A 24,596-nucleotide genomic window follows, 5' to 3' on the forward strand; every position below is an offset into this window, starting at 1 on the left:
CTATGGCCAAGGTCCCCATCCGCTACGTGGAATGCCCCCGGGATGCCTGGCAGGGCTTCAGCCGCTTCATCCCCACCGAGGAGAAGGTAGTCTTCCTAAAGAAACTCCTGGAAGCGGGGTTTCGCCATCTGGACCTCACCAGCTTCGTTTCCCCCAAGTGGGTACCCCAGATGGCGGATGCCGAGGAGGTGCTGGCCAGCCTTCCCCCACCCCAGGGCCGCACCTATCTGGCCATAGTGGCCAACGAAAAGGGCCTGGAAAGGGCCCTTAAGGCCCCAAACCTCACGGCCATCGGCTACCCCTTCTCCCTCTCGGAAACCTTCCAGCGGAAGAACACGAACCGCACCCGGCAGGAATCCTGGCCCCTGGTAAAGGCCATGGTGGAGGCCACAAAAGGAAAGCTTGGCCTGGTGGTTTACCTTTCCATGGCCTTCGGCAACCCCTACGGGGACCCCTGGAGCGTGGAGGGGGTCCTGGAGGATATCGCGCGGCTACGGGAACTTGGGGTCAGGGAGATCGCCCTGGCGGACACCTACGGGGTGGCGGAGGCAAGCCGCATCCAGGAGGTGCTAGGGGAGGCCGCGGCCCGCTTTGGCCCCGAGGGCCTGGGGGCCCACCTGCACGCCCGCCCGGAAGGGGTCTTGGCCAAGGTGGAGGCGGTGCTGGCGGCGGGCATCCTCTGGTTGGAGGGCGCCTTGGCCGGGGTAGGGGGCTGCCCCTTCGCCGGGGATGAGCTGGTGGGAAACCTGCCCACGGAAAAGGTCCTCCCCTACCTGGAAACCAAAGGCTTCCACACGGGAATAGACTTGAAAGCCCTCCCCGAGCTGGCAGGGGAAGCCGCCCGGCTTAAGCTTCTATACGGTTAGGCGGCCCTTTTCAGGTAGATGCCCGGGTCGGTGGGGTTGGCGATGGCATTGATCCGCCTAAGGAGCTCCTCTGGCGGCAGGTTCAAAAGGCCCGTCAGCTCCCCTGGGGAAACCACCGCCTCGTAGAACTTCCTGGCCCCAAGCCCCAGCAACAGGCTAACCAGCTCCGAAAGCGCCTCTTCCCCTCCCTGAAAGGCGGGGCCGAAGGCGTCAGGGGTGAGGAGGTCCTTCTTGCCCCCGTGGATGAGAAGGGCGTACCGGGCCTGGTGCCGGCGGTCCTGCCAGTCGGTGATGAAATAGACCTTGGCCTCAGGAAAGCGCACGCCCTTAAGGGCTTCCTTGAGGGCCTCGAGGGTAATCCTGGGAGAAGCGCGCAGGCCAACGCGTTCCATGGGAACAGCTTACAGCCATCCCCCGGGGACAGGAGTCCTCAGCCCAGGAGCTTGCGGGCGTAGATGATCTGCCCCGCATGGTGCTGGGCATGCTCCACCAGGTGGTGAAGGATATGGGCCCTCGGAGCCTTAAGACCCTGGGTGCCCACCGGAACCTCCTGGCCAAGTTCCTCCTCCCGCAGGCTCTGGAAGGCGGAAAGGAGCCTGGCCCAAGCCTCCCGGAAGCGAGCCTCCACCACCTCCTTGGCCTCGGGCTCCCCCTGGAGCTCCCATTCCCGCCCCGTCTTGGCCCAGTCGGGAAGCTCCTGGGGGAAGGCGTAGGAAAGGAGCCGCAAGGAGCTTCCGGTGATGTGGCGCACCAGGCCCCCGATGGGGTTCAGGCCCTCCTTGGGCCGCCACCAAAAACCCTCCTCGGAAAGGTCGAAGGCCCAGCGGTCCAGGTGGAGCTCCACTTCCTTAAGGCCCTTGATCCAGGCGGAAACGGCCGGGGAAACCCCGGGTTCCAGGGCTTGCAGGAAAGGCGCAAGACTGGCCATAGGAAGAGCTTACACTAACCCCTATGGAGGCTTTTGGTCTTCTCTTCCTTTCGGGCCTGGCCCTATTACTCGCCTACCGGTTGCGGCAAGCCTCTCCCCAGGCCCGTTGCCCTCGATGCCACCTGCCCAAGGCCCTGGCGGAGGAGGTGGCCCGGTACCGGCGTCACTGCCCCCAGGTGGCCGTGAGAGCCTGTCCCTTCGACCCCAGAAGGGGTGTCTACCGCCTGCGCCGATGAACCCGGTGGAAGCCCACTGGCTGGCCCTCGAGGCGGACTTGGCCGACTACCTGGCCAAGAAGGGGATTACCCCCTCCTGCCGCGCGGGATGCTTTGCCTGCTGCCATGGCCTGGTGACCCTTTCCCGCCTGGAAGGGGAAGCCCTTCTTCCCCACCTCAGCGAGGCCCAGCGCTCCAGGCTCCTTAGGGAAGGCCCCAGGCGGCTTGCCCTTCTCAGGGAAAGCAAGGACGACCCCCACTTCCCAAGCCAGTTCTTTCTAACCCGCACCCCCTGCCCCTTTCTGGAAGAGGGCCTCTGCGGTGTCTATCCCTGGCGTCCCCTCGCCTGCCGGGGGCTTCTCACCCAAGGCGACCCCGGGCTCTGCGAACCCGAAGCGGACTTGCAAAAGGGCCATTTCCTTTCCACTCCCTGGCGCATGGCCCACCTGCGCACGGAGGCGGTTTGGGAGGAGGAAAAAAGGCGGTACGGCTTCCTGGTCCTGGGGGAGCTGGCCACCCTTATGTACCTGCTTCTTTCCGGGTTTCCCGGGGAAAGGAAGGAGGCGGAAACCCTCCTGGAGGCGCTGGGGATCCTGGGGGGGCGGTGGGGGTTCCAGGTGGTATAAAAGCGGCCCGCAGGCCGCCTTTGGCGGAGGGGGCGGGATTCGAACCCGCGAGACCCCTTGCGGGGCCTACCGGTTTTCGAGACCGGCCCGTTCAACCGCTCCGGCACCCCTCCCTGAGCCGGGCAAAGAAACCCTTTAGGAGCTTAGCACACTCCCCTTCCAGGACGCCACCCCTAAGGCCTTCCCCCTGGCCGAACCGGGTCAAGGCCCCTTCCTTCAGGTTCTCCACCCCGTAGACCACTTCCACCCCTGCCTCCCGAAGGGCATGATGGCACATGCGACACGGCTCCAGAGTCACATAAAGCCTTCCTCCCCGGGCCCCCCGGCCCACCTCCCTAAGGAGGAGCATCTCCGCATGGGCCGTTGGGTCCCGGGTAGCCTCCACCCGATTGTGAGCCCTATACACCCTTTCCCCCACCACCAAGACCACCCCCACCGGCACCTCCCCCTCCTGGAAGGCCTGCCTGGCCTCCTCGAGGGCCAAGGCCATGTACCGCTCTTCCTCGGAGGGAGGATGGAAGCCCAGCACCTCCACCACCAGCTTACCCTCCGCCCTCACCGGCCAAAGGGGCTTGAGCTCCTTAGGCACCCCTTTTTCCGCCAAAAAGTCCACCAGGCGCTTTCTCCCGTAGGGCATGGCCAGGTAGTCCCCCGGCAAGGGGCGGCGGAACCCGGGGGGAAGGGGCAGCCGGGGCGCGGGGGGAAGGAGAAAAAGGGTACCTCCTTTGCGCCTGGCCGTGTAGCCGCCGGGCAGGGTGGCCACCTTGCCCCCTAAAGCCTCCTCCAAAAGGGCGATAAGCCGGGCCTCAGGCCGGAGGTCCAAGGCCTCCAGCATCCAGCGCAAAGCCCTCCGTCTAAGGGCCCCGGGGGCCTCCAAAAGGGGTGCTGCCCGGTAGGCGGGCACGAAGAAGCGGGGATCGGGCAGGAGACGAGCCCTAGCCTCCCTCTCCAGGTGGGCCTCCTCCTCCATCCGCACCTGGGCAAAGCGGGAAAGCGCCTCCTTGGCCCCGGGGAACCGCTCCTCCACAAGGGGAAGCACCTTAAGCCTCAGGTAGTTGCGATCCCGGGAAAGGTCCTGGTTGGAGGGGTCCTCCCGCCACGCTTCCCCCAGGGCCTTTAGGTACGCCCTTAACTCCTCGCGGCGAAAGGCCAGAAGGGGCCGCACCACAAGCCCCTCCTTTTCCCGGATACCCAGACCCCGGGCCGTGCCCTGGAGGAGTTTGAGGAGCACGGTTTCCGCCTGGTCGTCCAGGGTATGGGCGGTGAGGATGGCCTTGGCCTTCACCTCCCTGGCCACCCGGTGCAGGAAGGCGTAGCGGATCTCCCGGGCTACCGCCTCGAGGTTCTCCCCCCGTTCCGTGGCCACCCTGGCCACCTCCACCCGCTCGGCGTAGAAGGGGTAGCCAAGCCTTTCCGCCAGGGCCTTCACAAAGAGGAGATCCTCCCCGCTTTCCAGGCGCAGGGCGTGGTCCAAATGGGCCACCACCGCCTCCCGCCCAGCCCGCTTCACCAGGTGGGCTAGGGCCACGGAATCCCCGCCTCCCGAAACCGCCAGCACCAAAGGGCCCTGGGGCGCAAGCCGGGCCAGGCGCTTCTGGAAAGCCTCCTCCAATTCCTGCGGGAAGCCCTCAGGCAAGCCTGGCCACCTCCGCCTTCAAGGTAGTAAGGCAGCAACGCCCCCTGGGGTTGCGCTGGTCGCAGGCGCATCGCTTGGTCCTGACCCCTTCTTCCACCTGGGCCACCGGGTCCTGTCCTTGGCGCAAGGCCTCTGCCAACCTCTCCCGGGTCCAGTCGAAGCAGTAGCAGACGAGGGAGGCTCCCTTATCGTAGATGGGGAAGCGCACCTCTTCCCGGAGAAATACCCCCTCCTGGCCGTAGTAGACCACCGGGCAAGCGGGATCCTGGCAAAGGTAGTGGGGGCTAGCAGGATCAATTCGCGCCAGGGCTTTCCCCGTGAGGAAGTTCTTCACCGTCTTCAAGGGCACCTCGAGGCCCACCTTTCCATTCTGCGGGCAGAGCATACCTCCACTTTATCCCCGGTATCCTGAAACCATGAAGCTTCGCCTCCGCCAGGATGGGCCCTACGTGTTGGACTTGCCTGAAGGAACCCCCTTCCGGCTCAACGGGGAAGAAAGGCGCCTGGAAAGGGCCAAGCTGGCCCTTTGCCGCTGCGGCCATTCCCGGAACAAGCCCTTCTGCGACGGTAGCCACAAGGAGGTGGGGTTCCAGGCAGAGAAGGGGGAACTGGAAATGGAAAAGCCGTAAACGTCCTCACCTTGGTCTACTGCGCCCGGCCTTCACCCCCCCAGGCGGTAGGTTCTGCCTTTCCCTTCCCCAAGCCTCCTCCTTGGCGGGGCCGGGAAGGAGGAGGCATGCGCAACCTGAACCCCTCCTCAAAGGGCACACCCACAGCCTCGCCACGAGCCCCCGCCACTACCCGACGGTAAACCGCCTCGTAGCGTTCAGCCATCACCGCACTGGAGAAGTTCTCCTCCACGTGGCGCCGGCAGGCGGCGCGTTCCAGCTTCTCCACCTGCCTTACCGCCTGGACCATTTCCTCCCCCGTACGTGAACGGCAGACGATCCCCGTAACCCCGTTCACCACCACCTCATCTACGGAGCCCCTGCGGAAGGCTATCACCGGGGTGCCGCAGGCCATGGCCTCAGCCATGACCAAGCCAAAGGGCTCCGGCCAATCGATGGTGTAATCGGTCACCGCATCTGAGACACCTTGGGGAACCGACCCTTCCCGCATCTCAGCCAGGAACCCAAGATAGCCCTTCGGGCTAACCCAAGGGAGCAAGGCCACCCAAGGCCATGTGGGGCCTAAAGACGTGTTTGTCCATAGGGCAAAGCAGCCTTCGGTTGGAGTAGTCAAGGTAGCCGTCAAGCTCCGTCTGCAGCTCGGTGACCTTTGTGGGCCAAGCTCGGGTATAGAACTCCCCTTGAACCGCCCTTAAGGTCCACTGCAGCCTTGGCCTGCCCCTTGAGCTTGGGGCTCCTGGGGGGCAGCACGAAAAGGGCAATCCCCAGACGTTGACACATCTCTTCAAACTCAGCCATAAACTCGCTCCCCCCATCCACCTGGACCGCTCGAAATAGGGAAAGGAGCTTGGGCCACCAGCCGGGACAGGAATTCCCCCGCCAGGTTAGCCGTGGCCCGGCTGTGCACCTCAGCCAGGGCATAGCGGGTGCATAGGTCCACCGCCGAGAAGTGCCTCACCACCTCCCCAGGTACCAGGGTCACCGTGAGGGTGTCCACCTGTACCAGGTCCCCAGGGGCCTGGACCGCTTTGGAGCCCCTACCCCAAATGAACCACGTATCCCCGGGGTTTCCTTCGGGCATAGGGTCTCCTCGCCCTTAGCCTTGCCCTGCCGCCCCCGCTCCTGGCCAGAAAACGGGCCACCCCCTCCACCCGTCCCTCCCTCTCCAGATAGGCCAGGATACGGCCCACCGTCCGTTCTCCCATGGGGAGGCCCTCCTTGCGCAAAGCCAGCCAGATAGGCCATCGCCCCCAGGTGGGATTCTCTTTCCTGAGTGCTTCCACCTGGAGAAGAAGCTCGGGTTCCCAATGCACCTTCCCCCGCCAACGCCGGGGGCGGCGGGACTTGGACTTCAGTCCTGCTAGACCCCTATCCCTCCAGGCCCTCTCCCAACGGTAGTAGGTGGCCCGGCTGATACCAACCAGCTCCTAGACCTCACCCCAGCTCCGCTTTCCTTCCCTCAGGGCCTTGACCAGCCTTGAGCTTGCACGGGCGTTCCCTGACCTCCAGGTACCCTGCCCCCGCCTCGGCCAGTCTCTCCGCTTGGCAAGATAGCCGTTCAGCTGACCTAGCCCCTTGCCATATCGCTCGGCCAATTGGGGTAAGCTGCATCCGGGGAACCTCCTTTCTGGGGTCGGTTCCCCTCTTTTTATCCCATTCAGCGTCTCATATGTGTCTGCCCAGGTTCAGCCTCCCCCTTCCCCAGTTCTCCTTTGCCAGCGCTTAACCACCTCTTGCCGGCTTGGCTTTTCCTCCCGCAAAGCCTGTTCTTGCGCCAGGGCCAACATAAGCTGGGGAAACCCCTCAAGAGCCTCCAAGGCTCCCTGGGTTGCTTCCTGATAGGCCTGAAAAAGGGCCTCCTCCAGAAAGTCCGCAGCGAGGTCCACCCAAGCCCCGACCCCTTCCCTCCCCTCCGCAGCCAGGTAAAGGGCCCGCTCCAGGTCGTAGGCCAGCCGGGCCAGGTCCCGAAGGGGAAGACCCCTACCTTCCCTGCCCAAGGCCAGAAGGAAAACCTCTCCTTCCGCCTCTACAAAGGCCCCCAGGCCACGGTTCAGGAGGGGTACCCCATCCCCTTCGCCCTCCACCTCCTGCAAGGCTCGGTGCAGAAGGGCAAGCCGTACCCCCAGGAGCCGGACCAGGGCCTCCAGCTCCCTAAGGGCATCCGCCATCAGGCCCAAGGCCCCTTCCCCAACCGGGTGGTCCTGAAGCCGGGCCAGGCCCTCCTCCGCCAGCCTTAAGGCGTAGGCAAAGGCCTCCTGGGGCCGGCCAGAGGGAAGGGTACCGGTGAGTGCCAAGGCCCGGCGCTCCCGGCCTCGCTCCCAGGAAAGCCCCCCTGCGGGCTTCAAGGCCCAGGGCAGGGAAAGGAGGGGCAAAAGCCTCTCCGTGCGGTCCAGCCCCCCATCCTGGACCAACCCCACCTGGAGCCAAACCCCTTCCCCCGCCGCCAGGCCGGGACGGATAAGCTCCAGGGCCTCGGGAACGGGACCCGGATGACGGCCCCGGTAATGAGCCCTAAGGCTCCGGCCCTCAAACCCCTGGGCAAGCCGCCTTAAGAGGAGGGCGTAAAACCCGGGGTCCTGGGACAGTTCGAAGAGATATCCCCCTCCCCCCCGCACCCGGGCGAAAAGCCCCGGGCCTTCCCCTTCCCGGCGCAGGGCTATGGGCAAAAAAGCCTCAAGGGAGCCCTCCTCCCCCTCGAGGCGCAGGAGGGTGAGGTACAAAGGGGCTTCCTTCTGGAAGCGAAGAGCGTCCTTGAGCTCCACCCGCTTGGGCCTCAAGGCCAGCCAACTCCGCTCCCCAAGCACCTTACCCAAGGCGCTTAGGAAGGAGGCCCGGGCCCTTTCGTCCACCAAGGTATCGATGAAGAGGCTCTCCACACCGCCAGAAAGGGGCACGGAGGGCAGGTCCTCGAGGGCCTCCGCCACCTCCTCCCCGGGCGCTACCCAGTCGGGAAGGTGGAGGCGCTCCATCTCCTCCTTGGGCCTTAGGGAGAAGAGGGTAAAGCCATGGGGACCCAGGGCCAGGCGGTAACGGCCCTCCACCAGGGGAAAGGGGTTTTGGGAGAAGAGTTCTACCGGAACCAGGCCCTCGTACCCCTCCAAGGGCAGGTCAAAGGCCTGGGAATACCGAGAGAGGTTGGCCACCACCAGGATCTTTTCCCCCTGGTACTCCCGTTCGTAGGCCAGGATGCGCCGGTTTTCCACGGGAAGCAGGCGCAGGCTTCCTCGACCCAAAACCCTGGCGTACCGGTTCCGGATGCCCAGGAGGCGCCGCACGAAGTTCAGAAGGGAGTGGGGATTCTCCTGCTGGGCCTCCACATTGACAAAGTGATAGCTGTAGGGCCCCTCGCTCACCGGGGGCAGGAAGAGGCGGTGATAGGGAGCCCGGGAAAAGCCTGCATTCCGGTCCGCTGACCACTGCATGGGGGTCCGCACCCCGTTGCGGTCGCCCAGAAAGGGGTTATCCCCCATGCCGATCTCGTCTCCGTAATAGAGGATGGGGCTTCCCCTCAGGGTAAAGAGAAGGGCGTGCAAAAGCTCAAAGCGTCGCCTATCCCCCCCCAACAGGGGCATGAGCCTACGGCGAATCCCCAGGTTGATCCGGTACCTGGGATCGGGAGCATAGACCTCCCAGAGGAACTCTCGCTCCTCCTCCGTGACCTTCTCCAGGGTTAGCTCGTCGTGGTTGCGCAGGAAAAGGGCCCACTGGGCGGACTCCGGTATGCCCTCCGTCTCCTGGAGCATGGCTTCAATGGGCCCCCGGTCCTCCCGGCGTAAGGCCAGAAAAAGGCGGGGCATCAGGGGAAAGTTGTAGGCCATGTGCACCCCATCTCCTTCTCCAAAGTAGGGCAGGGTTTCCTCGGGCCACATGTTGGCCTCGGCCAAAAGGACTTTCCCGGGGCCGTAGCGCTCCTCCAGGGCCTTGCGCAGGCGCTTCACCGCCTCGATGGTTTCGGGAAGGTTTTCGCAGTTGGTCCCTTCCCGCTCGTAGAGATAGGGAATGGCGTCCAAGCGGAAGCCATCCACCCCCATGTCGGCCCAGAAGAACATCACCTGATGCATGGCCTTCTCCACCTCGGGGTTATCCCAGTTGAGGTCGGGCTGGTGGTGGTAAAAGCGATGCCAATAGTAGGCCCCGGCCACGGGGTCAAAGGTCCAGTTGCCAGGCTCAAAGTCCTGGAAGATGACCCTTACCCCCTTGTATCTGTCCGGGGTGTCGCTCCACACGTAAAAGTCCCGCATGGGGCTTCCTGGCTTCCTGGCCTCTTGGAACCAAGGGTGGTCGATGGAGGTGTGGTTGAGAACTAGCTCGATGATGACCCGCATCCCCCTTGCGTGGGCTTCGTCCAGAAAGCGCCGGAAGTCCTCGAGGGTTCCGTGGACGGGCAGGATCTGGTAATAGTCGGAGATGTCGTACCCGTCGTCCCGCAGGGGAGATTGGAAGAAGGGCATGAGCCAAAGGGTGTTAACCCCTAGGGCCTCAAGATAGGGCAGCTTCTGTCTTAAGCCCTCGAAGTCCCCGTAGCCGTCGTCGTTGGCATCAAAGAAGGAGCGCACGTGAAGCTGGTAAATGACCGCGTCCTTGTACCAAAGGGGATCCACGATCCCCAAGTATGCGCCGCTAGAGGTAAGACTTCAAGTAGGTCAAGACCGCCTCCACGTCCTCAAGCCGTCCTTCCGCCAGGGTAGGCCCTGGGCCCACCTTAAAGGTAAGCCCCTTCCCCTTAAGGACCTGGAAAGCGGTCTCGTCGGTGGCGTCATCCCCGATATAGATGGGGGTGTGGCCAGGGTACCTTGCCCAAAGGCGCAACGCCGCCTGTCCCTTGCTCGCGCCCTTTGGCTTCACCTCCAGGACCTTCTTACCGGGGAGGACCTCAAGGCCCAGGCCCCGCAAAAGATCCTCGTGGGCGGCAAGCCAAACCTCTAGGCAAGCACGGGCCCTCTCCTCGTCCTCCACCCCCCGGTAGTGGAAGGCCAGGGCAAACCCCTTATCCTCCACCCAAACCCCCGGGCAGGAGGGAAGCACCCGCCGCAAGGGGCCGAGGTCCGCAGGGAAAAGGGGATGGCTTTCCCCGCCTATCTCGCCCTCCTCCAAGCCATGCCCCCCCACCACCCTTAGGCCCGGGAGGGGAAGGAGCCTAGCCAGATCCTCCACCCGCCTCCCCGTGATCACGTAAAGGGGATAGCGGGCCATCAGGGCCCTAAGGACCTCGAGGGCTCCCGGGTGAGGGAGGGCCTCCTCGGGCCTTGGGGCGATGGGAGCCAAGGTGCCGTCGTAGTCCAGAAGGAAAAGGGGCTGCTCCACCCTCATCCCGCCTCCAAGGAGGAAAGGAAGCGATCCGCCCAGCTTTGGGCATCCAGGGCCTGGATCCTCGCCTTCAGGGCCAGAAGCCTCTCCTGCCGCTCCCCGTAGGGCATGCGCAGGGCCCTGTCCAGAGCCGCCGCCATACCGTCCAGGTCGTAGGGGTTGACCAAAAGGGCCTCCTTGAGGTGCTCCGCCGCCCCCGCCAGGTTGGAGAGCACCAAGACCCCTTCCGAAGAGGTGTAGGCGTACTCCAGGGCCACCAGGTTCATCCCATCCCGCAAGGGGGTGATGAGGGCCACATCGGCAGCCCGATAGAAGGCGGAAAGCTCCTCCTGGGTGTAGGTCTGATAGAAGTACCGGAGGGGCACCCAGTCCTCCCGCAAGAAACTCCCCAGGATCCGCCCCACCACCTCGTCTACCTGGCGCTTTAGCTCCCGGTAGGCAGCCACCTGGGTGCGGCTCGGGGTGGCGATCTGGAAAAAAGCCACCCGGCCCCGCCAATGAGGATAGGCCTGGAGGAAACGTTCGTAGGCGAGAAGCCTTTCCCGGATCCCCTTGGTGTAGTCCAGCCGGTCCACCCCCAGGATCAGACGGTCCACCCCGGCCAGACGCCGCAGACTCCTGGCGTGGGCCCCCAGCTCTGGGCTTTGCGAGAGCTCGTGAAACCGGTGGGTGTCTATGCCCAGGGGATGGGCCTCCACCCGCACGGTACGCTCTCCCACCCGCACCTTGTTCCCCTCCACGGGAAAGCCGTAATAGGCGGCGGTGCGCAGAAAGTTCTCCGCATACTCCCAAGTGTGGAAGCCCACCAGATCCGCCCCCAAGACCCCCGCCACCAGGGCCCGGCCCCAGGGAAGAATGCGGAAAACCCCGCTGGAGGGCCAAGGTATGTGGAAGAAAAAGCCTAGAGGACCCTGGATATTCTCCCGGAGAAGCCCAGGAAGGAGAAGGAGATGATAGTCCTGCACAAAAACGGTATCACCCTGCCGGTGAATGCGGGCCACCGCCTCAGCGAAGCGGCGGTTCACCCGCAGATAATCCTGGAAATACTCCCGCCTCAGCTCTATTTTCTCCAGGAAGTAGTGGCAAAGGGGCCAAAGAACCCGGTTAGAAAAACCCCCGTAATAGCCCTGCCACTCCCTCTCGCTGAGGAAAACCCTCTCCAAGCGGATGGCACTTTGTCTCGGATGCGCCGTCCGGCCCTTTTCACCCCACTCGGCTGCGGCCACCCAGGTTCCGCCCTGGGCCTCGAGGACCGGCAAGAGGGCAGTGGCCAGCCCCCCCACCGCGGGAACCAGACCCTCAGCGGTTAAACGGAAGGGGGCACGGTTGGCCACGATGATCAGGCTCACGAACGTCAGTATAAACCGGGGTCCGGAATTGCTCTTGGATTCCATGCACGAACCAGAGGGACCCTCCTGGAAACCCTTCCACACCCAGGTCATCGGGGTGTAAACTCCGGACATGTGGTGGAAGACAACCGTGGTCTACCAGATCTACCCCCGGAGCTTCCGGGATTCCAATGGGGACGGCGTTGGCGACCTCGAGGGCATCCGGAGAAGGCTACCCTACCTGAAGGACCTGGGAGTGGGGACCATCTGGCTCTCCCCCTTCTACAAAAGCCCCATGAAGGACTTCGGCTATGACGTGGCCGACTACTGCGACGTGGATCCCGTCTTCGGCACCCTCGAGGACTTTGACCACCTCCTAAAGGAGGCCCATGCCCTGGGGCTCAAGGTCCTCATCGACCTGGTTCCCAACCACACCTCGGACCAGCACCCTTGGTTCTTGGAATCCAAAAGCTCCCGGAACAATCCCAAGCGGAATTGGTACATCTGGAAAGACCCAGGCCCGGATGGCGGCCCCCCCAACAACTGGCAAAGCTTCTTCGGAGGCCCCGCCTGGACCCTGGATGAAGGCACCGGCCAGTACTACCTCCACCTCTTCCTACCTGAGCAACCCGACCTCAACTGGCAAAATCCCGAGGTGCGGGAAGCCCTCTATGAGGCCATGCGCTTCTGGCTACGGCGGGGGGTGGATGGTTTTCGGGTAGATGTCCTTTGGCTCTTGGCCAAAGACCCCCTCTTCCGGGACGAACCGGGTAGCCCCTTCTGGCGGCCTGGTCTTCCCGATCGCCTGCGCCACGAGCACACCTTCACCGAGGATCAACCGGAAACCTTCGCCTATGTGCGGGAGATGCGTTTTGTCCTGGACGAGTTCAGCGAACCTGGGCGGGAACGGGTCATGGTGGGGGAGATCTACCTTCCCCTCCACCGCCTGGTGCGCTACTACCGGGCGGGGTGCCATCTGCCCTTCAACTTCAGCCTGATCACCGAGGGCCTCCCTAACTGGCAGCCCGAGAACATCGCCCGCATTGTGGAGGAGTACGAGAGCCTCCTCACCCCCTGGGACTGGCCCAACTGGGTTTTGGGCAACCACGACCAACCCCGGTTGGCCTCGAGGCTAGGAGAATCCCAGGCCCGGGTGGCCGCCATGCTCCTCTTCACCTTGCGGGGCACCCCCACCTGGTACTATGGGGACGAACTGGCCCTGCCCAACGGGGAAATCCCCCCGGAGAGGGTGCGAGACCCCGCCGCCTTAAGGCAGAAGGACCGCACCCCCGCGGGCTACCACACCCTGGGCCGGGACCCCGAGCGCACCCCCATGCCCTGGGATACCTCTCCTTACGCGGGTTTCTCCACCGTGGAGCCCTGGCTTCCCCTAAACCCCGACTGGCCGGTGCGAAACGTGGCCGCCCAGGAGAAGGATCCGAAATCCATGCTCCATCTGGTGAAACGCCTCATCCGCCTTCGCCAAGACCCCGAGCTCCTCTTCGGCCCCTACCGCACCTATTGGGCGAGAAACGGCCTCTACGCCTACCTGCGAGGGAAAGGCCTCCTCATCGCCCTAAACTTCACGGACCGGGAAAAGGCCCTGGACCTACCCCAGGAGGGCAGGGTGGTCCTCTCCACCCACCTGGACCGGGAGGAGGCCGTGGAGGATACCCTATACCTGCGCCCGGACGAGGGGGTGATGGTCCGGCTAGGCTAGATAAGGATGCGGGAGGATCCCTTTGCCCCCTTGGCCGAGGCCTACGAGGCCTGGTACGAGACCCCCCTGGGGGCCTTCGTCATCGCCGAGGAGGAAAAGGCCCTAAGAGCCCTCCTTCCCCCAGGGGAAAGCCTACTCGAGGTGGGAGCGGGAACCGGCTACTGGCTTAAGCGCCTTCCCTATGCCCGAAAGGTGGGGCTGGAACCCTCCTTGGCCATGCTCCAGGTGGGGCGAAGGAGGGTACCGGAAGCCACGTGGGTAGAAGGGCGGGCGGAGGCCCTCCCCTTCCCCGGGCAAAACTTTGACGTGGTCCTCCTCTTCACCGTGCTGGAGTTCGTGGAGGACGTGGAGAAAGCCCTCGTTGAGGCCAGAAGGGTCCTGAAACCCGGGGGAAGCCTTTTGGTGGGGATCCTCGAGGCCCTCTCCCCCTGGGCAGCCCTGTACCGGAGGCTCGGGGAAAAGGGGGTTCTCCCCTGGGCCCAGGCCCGTTTCCTCACCCGCGAGGACCTGAAAGACCTCCTGGGCCCGCCGGAGGCGGAAGGGGAAGCGGTCTTCCTAGCCCCCGAGGCCAAGCCCCCCTTCCCCGAGGCGGATCAGGCAGGCCTGCGGGCAGGAAACCGCGGGGCCCTATACTTGGGAAGATGGCGGTGAAGGTCCTCTTCGCCCTCTATCCCCTTCTGCAGGGGGACTACCGGGCGGTGGAACAGGCTCTTTCCACCCTGGAGGCCAGCGGGGTGGAGCACCGCGTCTACCCCACCCACACGGAGCTTTCCGGGGAAGAGGTGGCGGTCTTCCGGGCCCTCGAGGCGGCCTTTCAAGCTGCCGCGGCGGAGGGAGCCACGGTGATGTGGGCCCTTTTCACCAATGCCTGCGAGGCCAAAGACCCCTTCCGCAGGCCCGAGCGCCTCAAGCGCTTTCCCCCCTTGGAAATCGCCCAAAAGGCCCTGGAAGGCCTTAAGGCCCAAAGCGTCCTGGACATCGGCACGGGCACCGGGGTCTTCGCCGAGGCCTTCGCCTCCCTGGGCCTTTTCACCGTGGGGGTGGACCCCAGGTCCGACCGCCTCGAGGTGGCCCGGGCCAAGGTCAAGAAAGCCCATTTCCTGGAAGCCCGCGGGGAAAGCCTCCCCTTCCCGGACCAAAGCTTTGACCTGGCCTTCTTCGGCCTGAGCCTTCACCACCTGGACCCTATCCCCGCTTTGAGGGAAGCTGCCCGGGTGGCCAGGCGGGTGGTGGTCTTGGAGTGGCCCTTCCGCCAAGAAGTTGCTTTGCCCGAAGGGCAAACAGATTTGCGTGAGCAAGAGGAGGGCCCACCCCTGGAGCGCAGGCTTTCTCCTGAACAGCTTAAGATCCTCTTCCAGGAAGCCATAGGCCTCCCTCCTAGGCTATGGACCGAGGCCATCTACACCCTGGCTATTTTGGATCAACCTTGAACTGTCCCGGTACCAGGGCTAGAATGGAAGGGCCCTCAAGGGTGAAGGAGGTAAGGCATGGCCCGCAAGATTCTCTTTCTGGTGGGGGACTTCGTGGAGGATTATGAGGTCATGGTGCCCTTCCAGGCCCTGAAGATGCTGGGGTTTGAGGTGCACGCTGTATGCCCGGGGAAGCGCACCGGCCAGCGGATCCGTACCGCTGTGCATGACTTCGAGGGTGACCAAACCTACTCGGAAAAACCTGGTCACAACTTCACCCTCAACTACTCCTTTGACGAGGTGGACCCCACCCAGTATCACGCCCTGGTGGTTCCGGGAGGGCGAGCTCCCGAGTATATCCGCCGCGAGCCCAGGGTGCTGGAGATCGTCCGTCACTTCTTTGAAATGGGAAAACCCGTGGCCGCCATCTGCCACGGGCTTCAGGTGCTCACCGCAGCCGGGGTGATGAAAGGGCGCAGGGCCACCGCCTATCCTGCGGTGGGGCCGGAGCTGACCCTGGCCGGGGCCCAGTATGAGGAGGTGCCGGTGGACCAAGCGGTAGTCGACGGCAATCTGGTTACCGCGCCCGCCTGGCCCGCCCATCCCACGTGGTTGGCTCAGTTCCTGGAGGTCCTAGGGGTTCGGGTAGAGGGGGTATAGGTTCCTCCAAGACTACAAGACTTCGGCCAGGCCCCTGGGGCCTGGCCTTTTGGTGCCGGGGGCGGGACTCGAACCCGCACGTCCTTGCGGACAGCAGATTTTGAGTCTGCCGCGTCTACCGGTTCCGCCACCCCGGCGCGCGCATCCTAAGGATAAGGCCCCAGAGGAAAAGCGTCAACGCCATCCCCACCGCCCAGTCCCCGTAGCGGACGTAAAGGGTACGGCCCTCCTTCAAGCTGTAGGGAACCAGGAGGTACCCCTCCTGGTGTGGGGGAATCTGCGCCACCACCCGGCCATAGGGGTCTATGCTGGCGGTGATGCCGTCGTTTCCCGCCCGTAAGAGCCAGCGCCCCGTTTCCACCGCCCTAAGCCGCCCCAGGGCGAAGTGCTGCTTGCCGCCGAAGGAAGGACCATACCAGGCATCGTTGGTGAGAAGGACCAGCACCCCCGCCCCCTCCCGAACCAAGGTGCGGGCCACGGAGGGAAAGGCGGATTCGTAGCAGATCATGGTCCCATAAGGGCCGAGGGGAGCCAGCCGGTCCCCTGGCGTACGGTCCGCCAGCTCCCCTAGGCCAAAGGCCTGGAAGAAAAACCCGTACACCCCTCCCAGGGTCTCCCGGAAGGGAAAACGCTCCCCGAAAGGCACCAGGCGCACCTTGTCGTAATGGCCCAGGACCTGCCCCCCCTGGTATAGAACCGCCCGGTTAGGCCCGTAAAGGTTCAGGCCGGTGAGGAGGAGCCGGTCTTGAAGCAGGCGATTGACTTCCTCGGGGATCTGCCACACCGCCGTCTCCGGCCAGACCACCAGTCCCGCCTCCGGGTACTGGGCCAAAGCTTCCTTGGTAAGGCGAAGGTAGACCTCCTGATCCAACTGCCCTTGCACCTTGGCCAGGGGGTTAACGTTCCCCTGAACCAGAAGGGCCCTTTCCGGCCCTGCTTCCGGGGGCAAAGGGAAAAGCCACAACACCCCCCAGGGCAGAAGAATCCAGTAGCGCCGCTCCCTAAGGCCCCAGGCCACGAGCAAAACCAAAAGGGAAAGGAGGTAGACTCCACCCCAGGCAGCCAGCACCCGCCCGGGAGCCTCCACCAGGCTGTAGCCTAGGAAACCCCAGGGGAAGGCCAAATCCCCCTGCTCCGTGAGCCACTCCAGCACCACCCATCCTCCCACCCGGGCCAAGGGCATGGGGGTGAGGGCGAAAAGGAGGCCGAAGGAAAGAGCCTTGAAAAGTACCAGGGGAAGGAAGGGCAAAGCCCCAAGGGGGCCGAAAAGCTGGGCGAAGCTTTGGGGAAGCCAGATGAGGTGCAAACCCCAAAATCCAAGGCCCATAAGGAAGCCCGTGCGGAAACCCCCTTGAAGGAGAAAGGCCAGAACCACAGGGGCCAAAAAGCCCAAGGGAAAAGGAGGGAGGGTAAGAGCCAGGAGAAGGCCCAGGAGAAAAGGCCGCACCCCTTTAACATACAAGAGTTAGAAGAAGGGTTTGCATCTGGGGTATGAGAGAATAGGGCCGTGCGCCTTGGAGTTCTCTCGGATATCCACGCCAACCTGCCGGCCCTCGAGGCCGCCCTCGAGGCCCTGCGGGATGAAGGCGTGGACGAGGTCCTGGTGCTCGGGGACCTGGTGGGCTACGGCCCCCACCCCAAGCAGGTCATCCGCCGTCTTCTCAAGGAAGGACTTCCCGCTATCGCCGGGGCCTGGGACTTAAGGGTAGCCTATCCTCTGCCGGGCACCTTACCCGAAGGAGTGGGCAAGGCCACCCTGGAATGGACTCGGTCCCAACTTTCGGAAAAGGAGCTAAACTACCTGCGCTTCTTGCGTCTTTCCCACCGCAAAACTTATGAAGGAAAACGCCTGGTGGCCTTCCACGGCACCCCTGGTAACCCCGAAAGCCACCTGGACCTCCTGGGCCCGACCAACCAGCTTGTGCCGCTTCTGGAACGGTACGGTGCCGCGGTCCTCCTCCTGGGAGGACGGCACCTGCCCCTTTCCCGCCGGGTGGGCATGGGTCTTGTAGCCGATCCAGGGAGCGTGGGCCTAAGCCTAAGCGGGGAGCCCGGGGCCGATGCCATGATCCTGGACACGGAAACCCTCGAGGTCCGCTTCCTCAAGGTGCCCTACGACCTAGGCCCCCTCATCTTTGACCTCAGGGCCTGGGGACTTCCCCCCGTCCTGGAAAGGGTCTACCGCACCGGGCACTTCCCCAAGGAGGACTGAGGCCTCGGCCCGAATCCCTTCATCGGGATCCCTTAGAAACTCCTCAATCCCCAAGCCAGACCGGTAAAGGGCATGGAGGGCCGTGCGGCGCACCAGGGGATGAGGATCCCAGGCTGCCTCCCGCAGGAGATCCTCCCCCAAGCCCAGGTTGCTCAGGACGATGAGGGCATTCCGGGCCATGCGGGCCCTTCCCGGACGAGCGAAGGCCGTATCCCCGTACCTCCTTTGGAAAGCCCTTCCCGAGAGGCGAAGGAACCCGGCAAGGTCCGGGTGGGCCAGCTCCGGCTCCGGCCTAAAGCCCCGCCACACCCGGCCAAACCGCTCCCAGGGACAGACCTCCTGGCAGAGGTCGCATCCCAAAAGCCACTCTCCCATTCCCGGCCAGAACTCTGGGGGAATGAAGCCCTTATGCTCCACGGTAAGGTAGCTCACGCAAACCCGGGCATCCAGGGTGCCATCCCCTAAAAGGGCCCCTGTGGGGCAGGAAAGCAGGCAACGGGTGCAGCGGCCGCAGCGGCCTGGATGCGGGAAAGGTACCTCCACCTCCAAGGAGGTGAGAAGAACTCCAATGAAGGCGTGCACCCCAAACCCCTGGGAAAGAAACATGCCGCTTTTCCCAATCCAGCCCATCCCGGTAAGGGCGGCCAGGGTTCGCTCGGGGATGGGCCCGTGGTCCACGTACCCCTTGGCCTCTACGCCCAGGCTTCGGGCCAGGCCCTCGAGGGCCCTAACCTCCTCCCCCAGAACCAGATGGTAGTCCCGAACCCAGGCGTAACGGGCCACCCGGCCCACCCGGATTCCTCCTTTGGGCACCCCGGGGTCGGGGTAGACGTAGGGGGCGAAGACCACCAGGGCGCTTCGCGCCCAGGGAAAGCGGTGCTCCAGGTGGAAACGAGCCTCCACGCCCCGCTCCAGATAGGCCATTCCCCCGTGCCGTCCCTCGGTCAGGAAGCGCCGGAAGCGGCCCTCCGCCTCCTCCGGTATGGCCAGGGGCGCCCAGGCGTAAAGAAGCCCCCGCTCCCGAAGGGCTTCCTCTAGAAGCAGGCGGGCCTCCACGGCTTCACTTTAGGGCAAAGGCCGAGGGGAAGCCGGTATAATCCCCGACATGGAAGAGGTAAAGATCGCCCTCATGGGCGGAGGCACCGTGGGTAGCGCCTTTTACACCCTGGTCCAGGAGCGCCTCGAGGACTTCCATGCCCTGGGCTTCTCCCCTCGGTTTCTGGGAGTACTGGTGCGGGATAGGACCAAGCCCAGGCCCATCCCTGACGAACTCCTGCACACCGAACCCATGGACCTCCTGCAGGCGGACGTGGTGGTGGAAGCCCTGGGTGGGGTGGAGGCCCCCCTCAGCTTGGTCCGCCCCGCCCTGGAAGCGGGTATCCCCCTCATCACCGCCAATAAGGCCCTTCTGGCGGAGGCCTGGGAGGCCTTGCGCCCCTTCGCCGAGGAAGGGCTGATCTATCACGAGGCCAGCGTTATGGCCGGCACCCCGGCCCTATCCTTTTTGGAAACCCTCAGGGGAAGCCAGCTTGTAGAGCTCCACGGGATCCTGAACGGCACCACCCTCTACATCCTCCAGGAGATGGAAAAGGGACGGACCTATGAGGAAGCCCTCCTCGAGGCCCAGCGTCTGGGCTACGCCGAGGCGGATCCCACCCTGGACGTGGAGGGCATAGACGCCGCCCACAAGCTCACCCTTTTGGCCAGGCTTCTGGTGGACCCTGCTTTCCCCTTCCCGGAGGTGAAAACCCAGGGCATTACCCGCCTCACCCCGGAAATCCTCCAAACCGCCCAAGCCCAAGGGGAAAAAGTACGCTTGGTGGCAAGCCTCTACGGGAAGGGTGGGCGCTGGCGCGCGGCGGTGGCCCCCAGGCGCCTGCCGCAGGACCACCCCTTGGCCCGGGCCCAGGGCAACATCCTGTGGGTGCGGGCAAGGCCCCTGGGCGAGGTCTTCGTGACGGGACCGGGAGCCGGGGGCGGGGCCACGGCCAGCGGCCTCCTCGCCGACCTCTTTCGCTTCCTCTCCGGCCACCTGGGCCACCTGCCCGCCCCGGCCCCAAAGCCTCCCACGGAAGAGGGAACCCCCTTCCCCGGGGTAGAATAAGGGCGTGCCCTTCCTGGACCTTCTCCACCCCGTGAGCAAGGCTTTCCGGAACCCTTGACGGCTTAGCCCCCTAGGGGGAAACATATCCCCATGCGGCTTCCCCTCATCGAACGGTACCGGGCCCACCTTCCCGTGTCCCTGAACACGCCCGTGATCTCCCTTTTGGAGGGCTCCACCCCCTTGATACCCTTAAAAGGCCCTGAGGAAGCCCAAAGACGGGGCATACGCCTCTATGCCAAGTTCGAGGGGCTGAACCCCACGGGGAGCTTCAAGGACCGGGGCATGACCCTGGCGGTTTCCAAGGCGGTGGAGGAAGGAGCGAAGGCGGTGGCGGCTGCCAGCACGGGAAACACCGCCGCCAGCGCCGCCGCCTACGCCGCTCGTGCGGGGATAAGGGCCATCGTCATCCTGCCCGCGGGCTACGTGGCCCTGGGCAAGGTGGCCCAGAGCCTGGTCCATGGGGCGCGGATTATCCAAATCGAAGGCAACTTCGACCAGGCCTTGGCCCTTACCAAGGCCCTCACCGAAGCCTATCCCGTGGCCTTGGTGAACTCCTTGAACCCCTACCGCCTGGAAGGCCAGAAGACCCTGGCCTTCGAGGTGGTGGACGAGCTGGGGGATGCCCCCCACTACCACGCCCTGCCCGTGGGCAACGCCGGCAACATCACCGCCCACTGGATGGGCTACAAGGAATACCACGCCTTGGACAAGGCGAGCCGCCTCCCCCGCATGCTGGGCTTCCAGGCGGCGGGTGCCGCTCCCTTGGTCCTGGGGCGGCCCGTGGAGAAGCCGGAAACCCTGGCCACCGCCATCCGGATCGGCAACCCGGCCAGCTGGCAAGGGGCCATGCGGGCCAAGGAGGAATCCGGCGGGACGATAGAGGCAGTGACAGACGAGGAAATCCTCCTCGCCTACCGCTACCTGGCCCAGGAGGAAGGGATCTTCTGCGAGCCCGCCTCCGCCGCCGCCATGGCCGGGGTGTGGAAGCTCCTCAGGGAGGATCGGTTGGATCCGGGAAGCACCGTGGTCCTCACCCTCACGGGCCACGGCCTCAAGGACCCGGCCACGGCGGAAAAGGTAGCCGAGCTTCTACCCCCGGTGCCGGCGAACCTCGAGGCGGTGGCCGAGGCTGCGGGGCTATTGTGATAAGCTTGGGCCATGTCCGAGGCCAAAAGCACCCCCAAAAAGCCCAAGGAACCCTTCCCCGGAGCCTACTACCTGGCAGGGGCCATCACCATCGCCCTCATGCTTTTCTTCATGGTCCTGGGAGCCACCCTTCCCCCCGGGATAGCGGGGTTCCTGGTGGCCTTCGTCCTGGGCCTCACCGTAAACCCGAGGTATGTTCCCTTCTTCCTCCTGGCGGGGGTCTTCTCCGCGGTCATGGGCTTTTTGGGGCAGGAGCCCCAGGTGGCCTGGGGTGGGGTGGCCCTGGTTCTTTCCCAGGTGCTGGTCAAACGCTTTAACTGGACCTGATGAACCCTAACCGCCTATCCCAAAGCCTGGCCCTCCTGGGTGTGGCCGCCTACGCCTACTTCCTCTTCCTACGCCCCAACCAGGAGGGAATGGCCCTGGCCGTGGGCCTCTTCGTGGGCACCATGGGCGTCGCCTATGGGGAGAAGCCTTTTCCCGTGCCCTTCTTTGTGGGTCTTTACGCCCTGCTCTTCCTCCTTCAGCTCCTCTTCGGCCACCCCATCCCCTTCCTCACAGGGGGTGCCCTGGGGGTAGGCCTTCCCTACCTGGTCTACCGCTTGCGAAAGCCCGCCAGGTAGAGGAGGGCTCCAAGGAGCATCCCCTCTCCCAGGGCCGGCAGGTAAAGGAGGAGTTCCCGGACATCCAGGCGCAGGTAGAGGAGGAGGGGCCAAGGGGTGAGGGCCCAGGCCAATCCCGGCCTGCCGTACCCCGCAGCCAGGAAGATTCCTACACCCAGGCCCCTTAGGTAGGCCAGCCACCCCGAGCCCAGCTCGTTTTGATACACAAACCAGATGAGATTGACCCAGACCCCCAAGGCCCAGAGGGGAAGGCGGTTCTGCCAGCGGAAGGCCAGGAAGAGGAGGAGCGAAAACCCCAGCACCTCAAGCACGGGCCACCTCCCGGGAGCCATGGGCCTCCAGGTAGGCCACCAGGACCTCCAAGGCCTTCTCCACCGCCTCGTCCAGATCCTCACCCGGGATGACAGGGATTCCTTCCTCCTGGGCCCAGCGGAGGAGGTGCTCCTGGATGAGACGGATCTCGGCGAAGTGGGTGAGGTATTTCTCCTGCGGCCGGGCGTGGGCCGTCTCCCGGTCCCTAAGGAGAAAGCGGTCCCGGTGAAGCTTCTCGTCCTGAAGCACCACCAGCATGGGCACGGTGAGGACCCGCTCCCGGTAGGGATGCTCCAGGTAACGGGGGACCACGTGAACCCCTTCCAGAACGATGGAGGTACCCTCGAGGGCGCTTCGTTCCTGGATGGCCCGCAAGCCCACCGCCACCCGGGCCACCTGGTCCAAAAAGCCCCGCATCACCCGCACCTCATGGCTTTCCTCCCCGCTCAGGTCCGGCAGAAGGGCTTTCCAGGCCTCAAAGGTGGAAAGGTGCAGGGTGGGAAGGAGGTCCTGGGAAAGGGAGGCCCGGAAGACCTCCCGCACGGCATCGGAGGGAACAATGTGGGTGATGCCCAAGCGGTAGGCCAGGGCCGAGGCCAGCACGCTCTTCCCCACCCCGGTTACCCCACCGATGAGGATGTGCACCGGGCGGGCGCTTCGCCTCAGGCTTCTAAGGAGCAGGTACCGCCTGGCCACCTCCTCCCCCGCCTCCTTTAGAAGGGCCTGGTACACCCTTTCCCGAAGCTCATTCCGCCGGATCACCCTCCGCCCCTCCTGGCGCAGGACCTTTTCCATCTCCCGGGCCAGCCGGTACGCCCGCTCAGGGGAGAACCCAATGCCCATCAGGGACTGGGCCAGGATGCCTTTGGAGAAAGGCATCCGGGGTTCGCCGCTTTCCTCCTCCACGAAAAGCTCCCCGGCGAAGGCCTGGCGCTGGAGGTAGCGCCTGCGAGCCCCCTTACCCAGGGCCCGGCCCACCACCTGGGCCACCACCTCCTCCAGGCGGCGGGCGGAGATCTGCCTGACCCCTTCCTGCCTGAGGTGCCCTTCCACTTCCTTGGCCAGGTCGTGGGCTTCCTTCAAGGAAAAACCCGCCTCCTCGAGGCTCCTCGCCAGAAGCCCTTTGGAAAAGGGACGGCGCTTCCTCCCCTGGAGTACCAGGATCTCCTCAAAGGGAAGGGTCTGCCTGGAAAGCCTATCCGCCACCTCCTCCCCCAGGGCCCGGGCCACCTCCTCCAGGAAGACCTTGCGCAGGACCCTAGGGGGCACGGCCAGCTGCCCTTCCGCCTTCAGCCGCTCCTCCACGGTGTGGGCCACGGCCTGGGCGGCCTCGAGGGGCACCCCCAAGGGCAGAAGGGCCTCCACCAAAAGCCCTTTAGAAAGGGGCCACCGGCCTCGCCTTAAGCGCACAAAGACCTCAGCCACTCTCTGGCATCATAGCATCTTCCCTTCAGGAAGGGGCTTTCTTGACAGCCTTTTTCCCAGCGTGCTATCCTGACTTACGGCTTGGCGCCGTAGCCAAGTGGTAAGGCAGAGGTCTGCAAAACCTCCATTCGCCGGTTCGAATCCGGCCGGCGCCTCCAAAGCATGGGCGCGTAGCTCAGGTGGCCAGAGCACTACCTTGACACGGTAGGGGTCGGTGGTTCAAGTCCACTCGCGCCCACCAAGAACCCCCGGGGCCAGCCCCGGGGGATTTTCTCACCCCGGGCGCGCCACCGGCGCCAGGGGGTGGAACTCGGCCTCCTCCGGGAGAAGGCGCCGCTTCTTGGCCCGGCGGTACACCGCATCCCACATGCGGCAGAAGGAACACACCGCCCCCGTGGTGGGGTAGCCGCAGCGCTCGCACTCCCGCAGCTGCACCTCCTCGGCCGCCTGCAGACGAGGCTGGATCCTCTCCAGAAAACCCTCCAGGAAGCGCAGCTTGGCCCCGGGCATCTCCCGCTCCACCAAATTCAGGGCCTCCTTGTAAAGGAGGCTCTTGGCCCCCTTGGCGTTGGGGCACTCCTCGTGCAGGTAACGGATCCCCCTCAGGAGGGTGTAGGAGAGGACCTCCCGCTCGCTGAAGCGGAAGAAAGGCTTGACCCGGGCGGCCAGGCCCGGCTTTTCGGGAAGCACCGGCCCCTGGCGGACCAGGGCGTCCTCCTGGGGGTTCAGGAGGTTGCCGAAGAGGACCGCCGCCTCGTCATCCAGGTTGTGGCCGGTGGCCACCACCCTAAAGCTCCCCTCCACCGCCACCTGGTTGATGATGTACCGCTTGGAAAGGCCGCAGGCGGAACAGGCCACGCGCCCCGAAAGCTCCGCCAGCTCCGGAACACCAAAGCCATAGGCCTGGCGCAGGTCCACCACCCAAAGCTCGAGGCCCCGGTCCTGGGCAAAGCTTTGCGTAACCTCAAGGCTCCTTTCCGAGTAAGCCCCGATTCCGAGCTGCAGGTGAAGCCCCACCGCCTGGTAACCTAAGCGCCAAAGCACATCCCAAAGGGCCAGGGAATCCTTACCCCCGGAAACCGCCACCAAAACCCGCTCGCCCGGTTGGAGCATCCTGTGGCGGCGGATGGCCCGCTCGGTTTCCTTGACAAACCACTCCAGGTAGTGCTCCTTGCACAGGGAAAAGCCCCTGCTCCGGAGCTCCACCTGGGCCTTCTCGCCGCAAACCTTACACACCATGGCCGCTTTCACCCCACCCCCCGGAAACGGCGGAAAGGACCTCGAGGGTTTCCCCTTCCCCCACCCTCTCGTCCAGGGTGAGGAGCTCCTCCCCCCGGATCACCACCACCGTTTCCGGGTTCAAGCCCAGCTCCAGGAGGATCTCCTTTAGGGGCCTATCCCCTTTTACCTCCACCTCCTTGCGCTCGGGAAGGCGCAACACCAGCTTCAT

Annotated in this window: 27 protein-coding genes, 4 tRNA genes and 1 pseudogene; 15 read left to right on the plus strand and 17 right to left on the minus strand. The window is 64.6% G+C overall.

The window, feature by feature from the left end:
• Nucleotides 1-2: 2 nt before the first annotated feature.
• Complete coding sequence (locus KQ693_RS12230) at nt 3-866, plus strand: hydroxymethylglutaryl-CoA lyase (protein ID WP_267261465.1); 864 nt, start codon at nt 3-5, stop codon at nt 864-866.
• On the opposite strand, the gene KQ693_RS12235 is transcribed toward KQ693_RS12230, so the two are convergent.
• Nucleotides 863-1,258, minus strand: a complete 396-nt coding sequence (locus KQ693_RS12235; protein ID WP_038070211.1) for a DUF3197 domain-containing protein — start codon at nt 1,256-1,258, stop codon at nt 863-865. The two genes, KQ693_RS12230 and KQ693_RS12235, sit on opposite strands and share 4 nt — an antisense overlap.
• Before the next feature lie 38 nt (nt 1,259-1,296).
• The gene (locus KQ693_RS12240) at nt 1,297-1,794 is read right to left on the minus strand and encodes a DinB family protein (RefSeq protein ID WP_267261466.1); all 498 of its coding nucleotides are present in this window, start codon (nt 1,792-1,794) and stop codon (nt 1,297-1,299) included.
• A 23-nt stretch (nt 1,795-1,817) separates the two neighbouring features.
• Between KQ693_RS12240 and KQ693_RS12245 the strand changes: the two genes are divergently transcribed.
• Together KQ693_RS12245 and KQ693_RS12250 are read left to right on the plus strand one after the other, a co-directional pair.
• The gene (locus tag KQ693_RS12245) at nt 1,818-2,030 is read left to right on the plus strand and encodes a hypothetical protein (protein WP_267261467.1); all 213 of its coding nucleotides are present in this window, start codon (nt 1,818-1,820) and stop codon (nt 2,028-2,030) included.
• Nucleotides 2,027-2,635, plus strand: coding sequence for a YkgJ family cysteine cluster protein (locus tag KQ693_RS12250; RefSeq protein ID WP_267261468.1), 609 nt, complete (start codon nt 2,027-2,029; stop codon nt 2,633-2,635). The genes KQ693_RS12245 and KQ693_RS12250 overlap by 4 nt, the downstream gene beginning before the upstream one ends.
• A 21-nt stretch (nt 2,636-2,656) precedes the next feature.
• Here the strand turns inward: KQ693_RS12250 and KQ693_RS12255 are convergent.
• The 3 genes from KQ693_RS12255 to KQ693_RS12265 form a co-directional block, all read right to left on the minus strand.
• Nucleotides 2,657-2,748 (minus strand) — tRNA-Ser (locus KQ693_RS12255).
• Entirely contained in the window at nt 2,727-4,271 is a 1,545-nt protein-coding gene (gene tilS, locus KQ693_RS12260; protein ID WP_416376362.1) for a tRNA lysidine(34) synthetase TilS, read from the minus strand. Before tilS ends, KQ693_RS12255 begins: the two co-directional genes overlap by 22 nt.
• Complete coding sequence (locus KQ693_RS12265) at nt 4,264-4,656, minus strand: putative iron-sulfur cluster-binding metallochaperone (protein WP_038030994.1); 393 nt, start codon at nt 4,654-4,656, stop codon at nt 4,264-4,266. Before KQ693_RS12265 ends, tilS begins: the two co-directional genes overlap by 8 nt.
• A gap of 31 nt (nt 4,657-4,687) precedes the next feature.
• Between KQ693_RS12265 and KQ693_RS12270 the strand changes: the two genes are divergently transcribed.
• Nucleotides 4,688-4,900 (plus strand): CDGSH iron-sulfur domain-containing protein, encoded by a 213-nt coding sequence (locus tag KQ693_RS12270; RefSeq protein ID WP_267261469.1) that lies wholly within the window; start codon nt 4,688-4,690, stop codon nt 4,898-4,900.
• A 16-nt stretch (nt 4,901-4,916) separates the two neighbouring features.
• Here KQ693_RS12270 and KQ693_RS12275 read toward each other — a convergent pair whose 3' ends face one another.
• From KQ693_RS12275 to KQ693_RS12295, 5 genes and pseudogenes are all read right to left on the minus strand, one after another.
• Entirely contained in the window at nt 4,917-5,306 is a 390-nt protein-coding gene (locus tag KQ693_RS12275) for a glycosyltransferase (protein WP_323808524.1), read from the minus strand.
• 33 nt (nt 5,307-5,339) lie between these two features.
• Nucleotides 5,340-6,511: pseudogene (locus KQ693_RS12280) on the minus strand (DDE-type integrase/transposase/recombinase); the annotation flags it as partial.
• 74 nt (nt 6,512-6,585) lie between these two features.
• Nucleotides 6,586-9,501, minus strand: coding sequence for a maltose alpha-D-glucosyltransferase (gene treS, locus KQ693_RS12285; protein WP_267261470.1), 2,916 nt, complete (start codon nt 9,499-9,501; stop codon nt 6,586-6,588).
• A gap of 19 nt (nt 9,502-9,520) precedes the next feature.
• Entirely contained in the window at nt 9,521-10,210 is a 690-nt protein-coding gene (gene otsB / locus KQ693_RS12290) for a trehalose-phosphatase (RefSeq protein ID WP_267261471.1), read from the minus strand.
• A complete protein-coding gene (locus KQ693_RS12295; RefSeq protein WP_267261472.1) occupies nt 10,207-11,556 on the minus strand; it encodes an alpha,alpha-trehalose-phosphate synthase (UDP-forming) in 1,350 nt (449 codons plus the stop codon). Before KQ693_RS12295 ends, otsB begins: the two co-directional genes overlap by 4 nt.
• A gap of 112 nt (nt 11,557-11,668) precedes the next feature.
• On the opposite strand from KQ693_RS12295, the gene KQ693_RS12300 reads away from it, so the two are divergent.
• From KQ693_RS12300 to KQ693_RS12315, 4 genes are read left to right on the plus strand one after another with little or no spacing between them, the layout of a single operon-like run.
• The gene (locus KQ693_RS12300; protein WP_267261473.1) at nt 11,669-13,255 is read left to right on the plus strand and encodes an alpha-amylase family glycosyl hydrolase; all 1,587 of its coding nucleotides are present in this window, start codon (nt 11,669-11,671) and stop codon (nt 13,253-13,255) included.
• 6 nt (nt 13,256-13,261) lie between these two features.
• Nucleotides 13,262-13,906: a class I SAM-dependent methyltransferase gene (locus KQ693_RS12305; RefSeq protein WP_267261474.1), complete on the plus strand. Its 645-nt coding sequence runs from the start codon at nt 13,262-13,264 to the stop codon at nt 13,904-13,906.
• On the plus strand, nt 13,897-14,685 hold the full coding sequence (locus KQ693_RS12310; protein WP_267261475.1) for a class I SAM-dependent methyltransferase: 789 nt from the start codon (nt 13,897-13,899) through the stop codon (nt 14,683-14,685). Before KQ693_RS12305 ends, KQ693_RS12310 begins: the two co-directional genes overlap by 10 nt.
• Nucleotides 14,686-14,742: 57 nt before the next feature.
• Complete coding sequence (locus KQ693_RS12315; RefSeq protein ID WP_267261476.1) at nt 14,743-15,324, plus strand: DJ-1/PfpI family protein; 582 nt, start codon at nt 14,743-14,745, stop codon at nt 15,322-15,324.
• 50 nt (nt 15,325-15,374) lie between these two features.
• Here the strand turns inward: KQ693_RS12315 and KQ693_RS12320 are convergent.
• Together KQ693_RS12320 and lnt are read right to left on the minus strand one after the other, a co-directional pair.
• Nucleotides 15,375-15,461: transfer RNA gene (locus KQ693_RS12320), tRNA-Leu, on the minus strand.
• The gene (gene lnt, locus KQ693_RS12325; RefSeq protein ID WP_267261477.1) at nt 15,440-16,771 is read right to left on the minus strand and encodes an apolipoprotein N-acyltransferase; all 1,332 of its coding nucleotides are present in this window, start codon (nt 16,769-16,771) and stop codon (nt 15,440-15,442) included. The genes KQ693_RS12320 and lnt overlap by 22 nt, the downstream gene beginning before the upstream one ends.
• Nucleotides 16,772-16,831: 60 nt before the next feature.
• Between lnt and KQ693_RS12330 the strand changes: the two genes are divergently transcribed.
• Nucleotides 16,832-17,536 carry a metallophosphoesterase family protein gene (locus tag KQ693_RS12330; RefSeq protein WP_267261478.1) on the plus strand — a complete coding sequence of 235 codons (705 nt, stop codon included), beginning with the start codon at nt 16,832-16,834 and terminating at the stop codon, nt 17,534-17,536.
• Here KQ693_RS12330 and queG read toward each other — a convergent pair.
• Complete coding sequence (queG, locus tag KQ693_RS12335) at nt 17,444-18,592, minus strand: tRNA epoxyqueuosine(34) reductase QueG (RefSeq protein ID WP_267261479.1); 1,149 nt, start codon at nt 18,590-18,592, stop codon at nt 17,444-17,446. The two genes, KQ693_RS12330 and queG, sit on opposite strands and share 93 nt — an antisense overlap.
• A gap of 49 nt (nt 18,593-18,641) precedes the next feature.
• On the opposite strand from queG, the gene KQ693_RS12340 reads away from it, so the two are divergent.
• The 4 genes from KQ693_RS12340 to KQ693_RS12355 all read left to right on the plus strand — a co-directional run bounded on the left by KQ693_RS12340 (nt 18,642) and on the right by KQ693_RS12355 (nt 21,409).
• Complete coding sequence (locus KQ693_RS12340) at nt 18,642-19,640, plus strand: homoserine dehydrogenase (protein WP_267261480.1); 999 nt, start codon at nt 18,642-18,644, stop codon at nt 19,638-19,640.
• 90 nt (nt 19,641-19,730) lie between these two features.
• The gene (gene thrC, locus KQ693_RS12345) at nt 19,731-20,786 is read left to right on the plus strand and encodes a threonine synthase (RefSeq protein WP_267261481.1); all 1,056 of its coding nucleotides are present in this window, start codon (nt 19,731-19,733) and stop codon (nt 20,784-20,786) included.
• A 12-nt stretch (nt 20,787-20,798) separates the two neighbouring features.
• A complete protein-coding gene (locus KQ693_RS12350) occupies nt 20,799-21,113 on the plus strand; it encodes a hypothetical protein (RefSeq protein ID WP_267261482.1) in 315 nt (104 codons plus the stop codon).
• Nucleotides 21,113-21,409, plus strand: coding sequence for a hypothetical protein (locus KQ693_RS12355; protein WP_267261483.1), 297 nt, complete (start codon nt 21,113-21,115; stop codon nt 21,407-21,409). The genes KQ693_RS12350 and KQ693_RS12355 overlap by 1 nt, the downstream gene beginning before the upstream one ends.
• On the opposite strand, the gene KQ693_RS12360 is transcribed toward KQ693_RS12355, so the two are convergent.
• Together KQ693_RS12360 and KQ693_RS12365 are read right to left on the minus strand one after the other, a co-directional pair.
• On the minus strand, nt 21,382-21,720 hold the full coding sequence (locus KQ693_RS12360; protein WP_267261484.1) for a hypothetical protein: 339 nt from the start codon (nt 21,718-21,720) through the stop codon (nt 21,382-21,384). The genes KQ693_RS12355 and KQ693_RS12360 overlap by 28 nt on opposite strands.
• Nucleotides 21,713-23,146: an ATP cone domain-containing protein gene (locus KQ693_RS12365; protein ID WP_267261485.1), complete on the minus strand. Its 1,434-nt coding sequence runs from the start codon at nt 23,144-23,146 to the stop codon at nt 21,713-21,715. The genes KQ693_RS12360 and KQ693_RS12365 overlap by 8 nt, the downstream gene beginning before the upstream one ends.
• An 83-nt stretch (nt 23,147-23,229) precedes the next feature.
• Here KQ693_RS12365 and KQ693_RS12370 point away from each other — a divergent pair.
• Both KQ693_RS12370 and KQ693_RS12375 read left to right on the plus strand, forming a co-directional pair.
• Nucleotides 23,230-23,304 (plus strand) — tRNA-Cys (locus tag KQ693_RS12370).
• Between the two features lie 6 nt (nt 23,305-23,310).
• Nucleotides 23,311-23,387: transfer RNA gene (locus KQ693_RS12375), tRNA-Val, on the plus strand.
• A gap of 32 nt (nt 23,388-23,419) precedes the next feature.
• Here the strand turns inward: KQ693_RS12375 and ttuA are convergent.
• Together ttuA and KQ693_RS12385 are read right to left on the minus strand one after the other, a co-directional pair.
• On the minus strand, nt 23,420-24,385 hold the full coding sequence (ttuA, locus tag KQ693_RS12380) for a tRNA-5-methyluridine(54) 2-sulfurtransferase (protein ID WP_267261486.1): 966 nt from the start codon (nt 24,383-24,385) through the stop codon (nt 23,420-23,422).
• The gene (locus KQ693_RS12385; RefSeq protein WP_267261487.1) at nt 24,375-24,596 is read right to left on the minus strand and encodes a sulfur carrier protein ThiS; all 222 of its coding nucleotides are present in this window, start codon (nt 24,594-24,596) and stop codon (nt 24,375-24,377) included. Before KQ693_RS12385 ends, ttuA begins: the two co-directional genes overlap by 11 nt.

It is taken from the genome of Thermus brevis (assembly GCF_026427635.1).
GTDB classification, from domain to species: Bacteria; Deinococcota; Deinococci; order Deinococcales; family Thermaceae; genus Thermus; species Thermus antranikianii.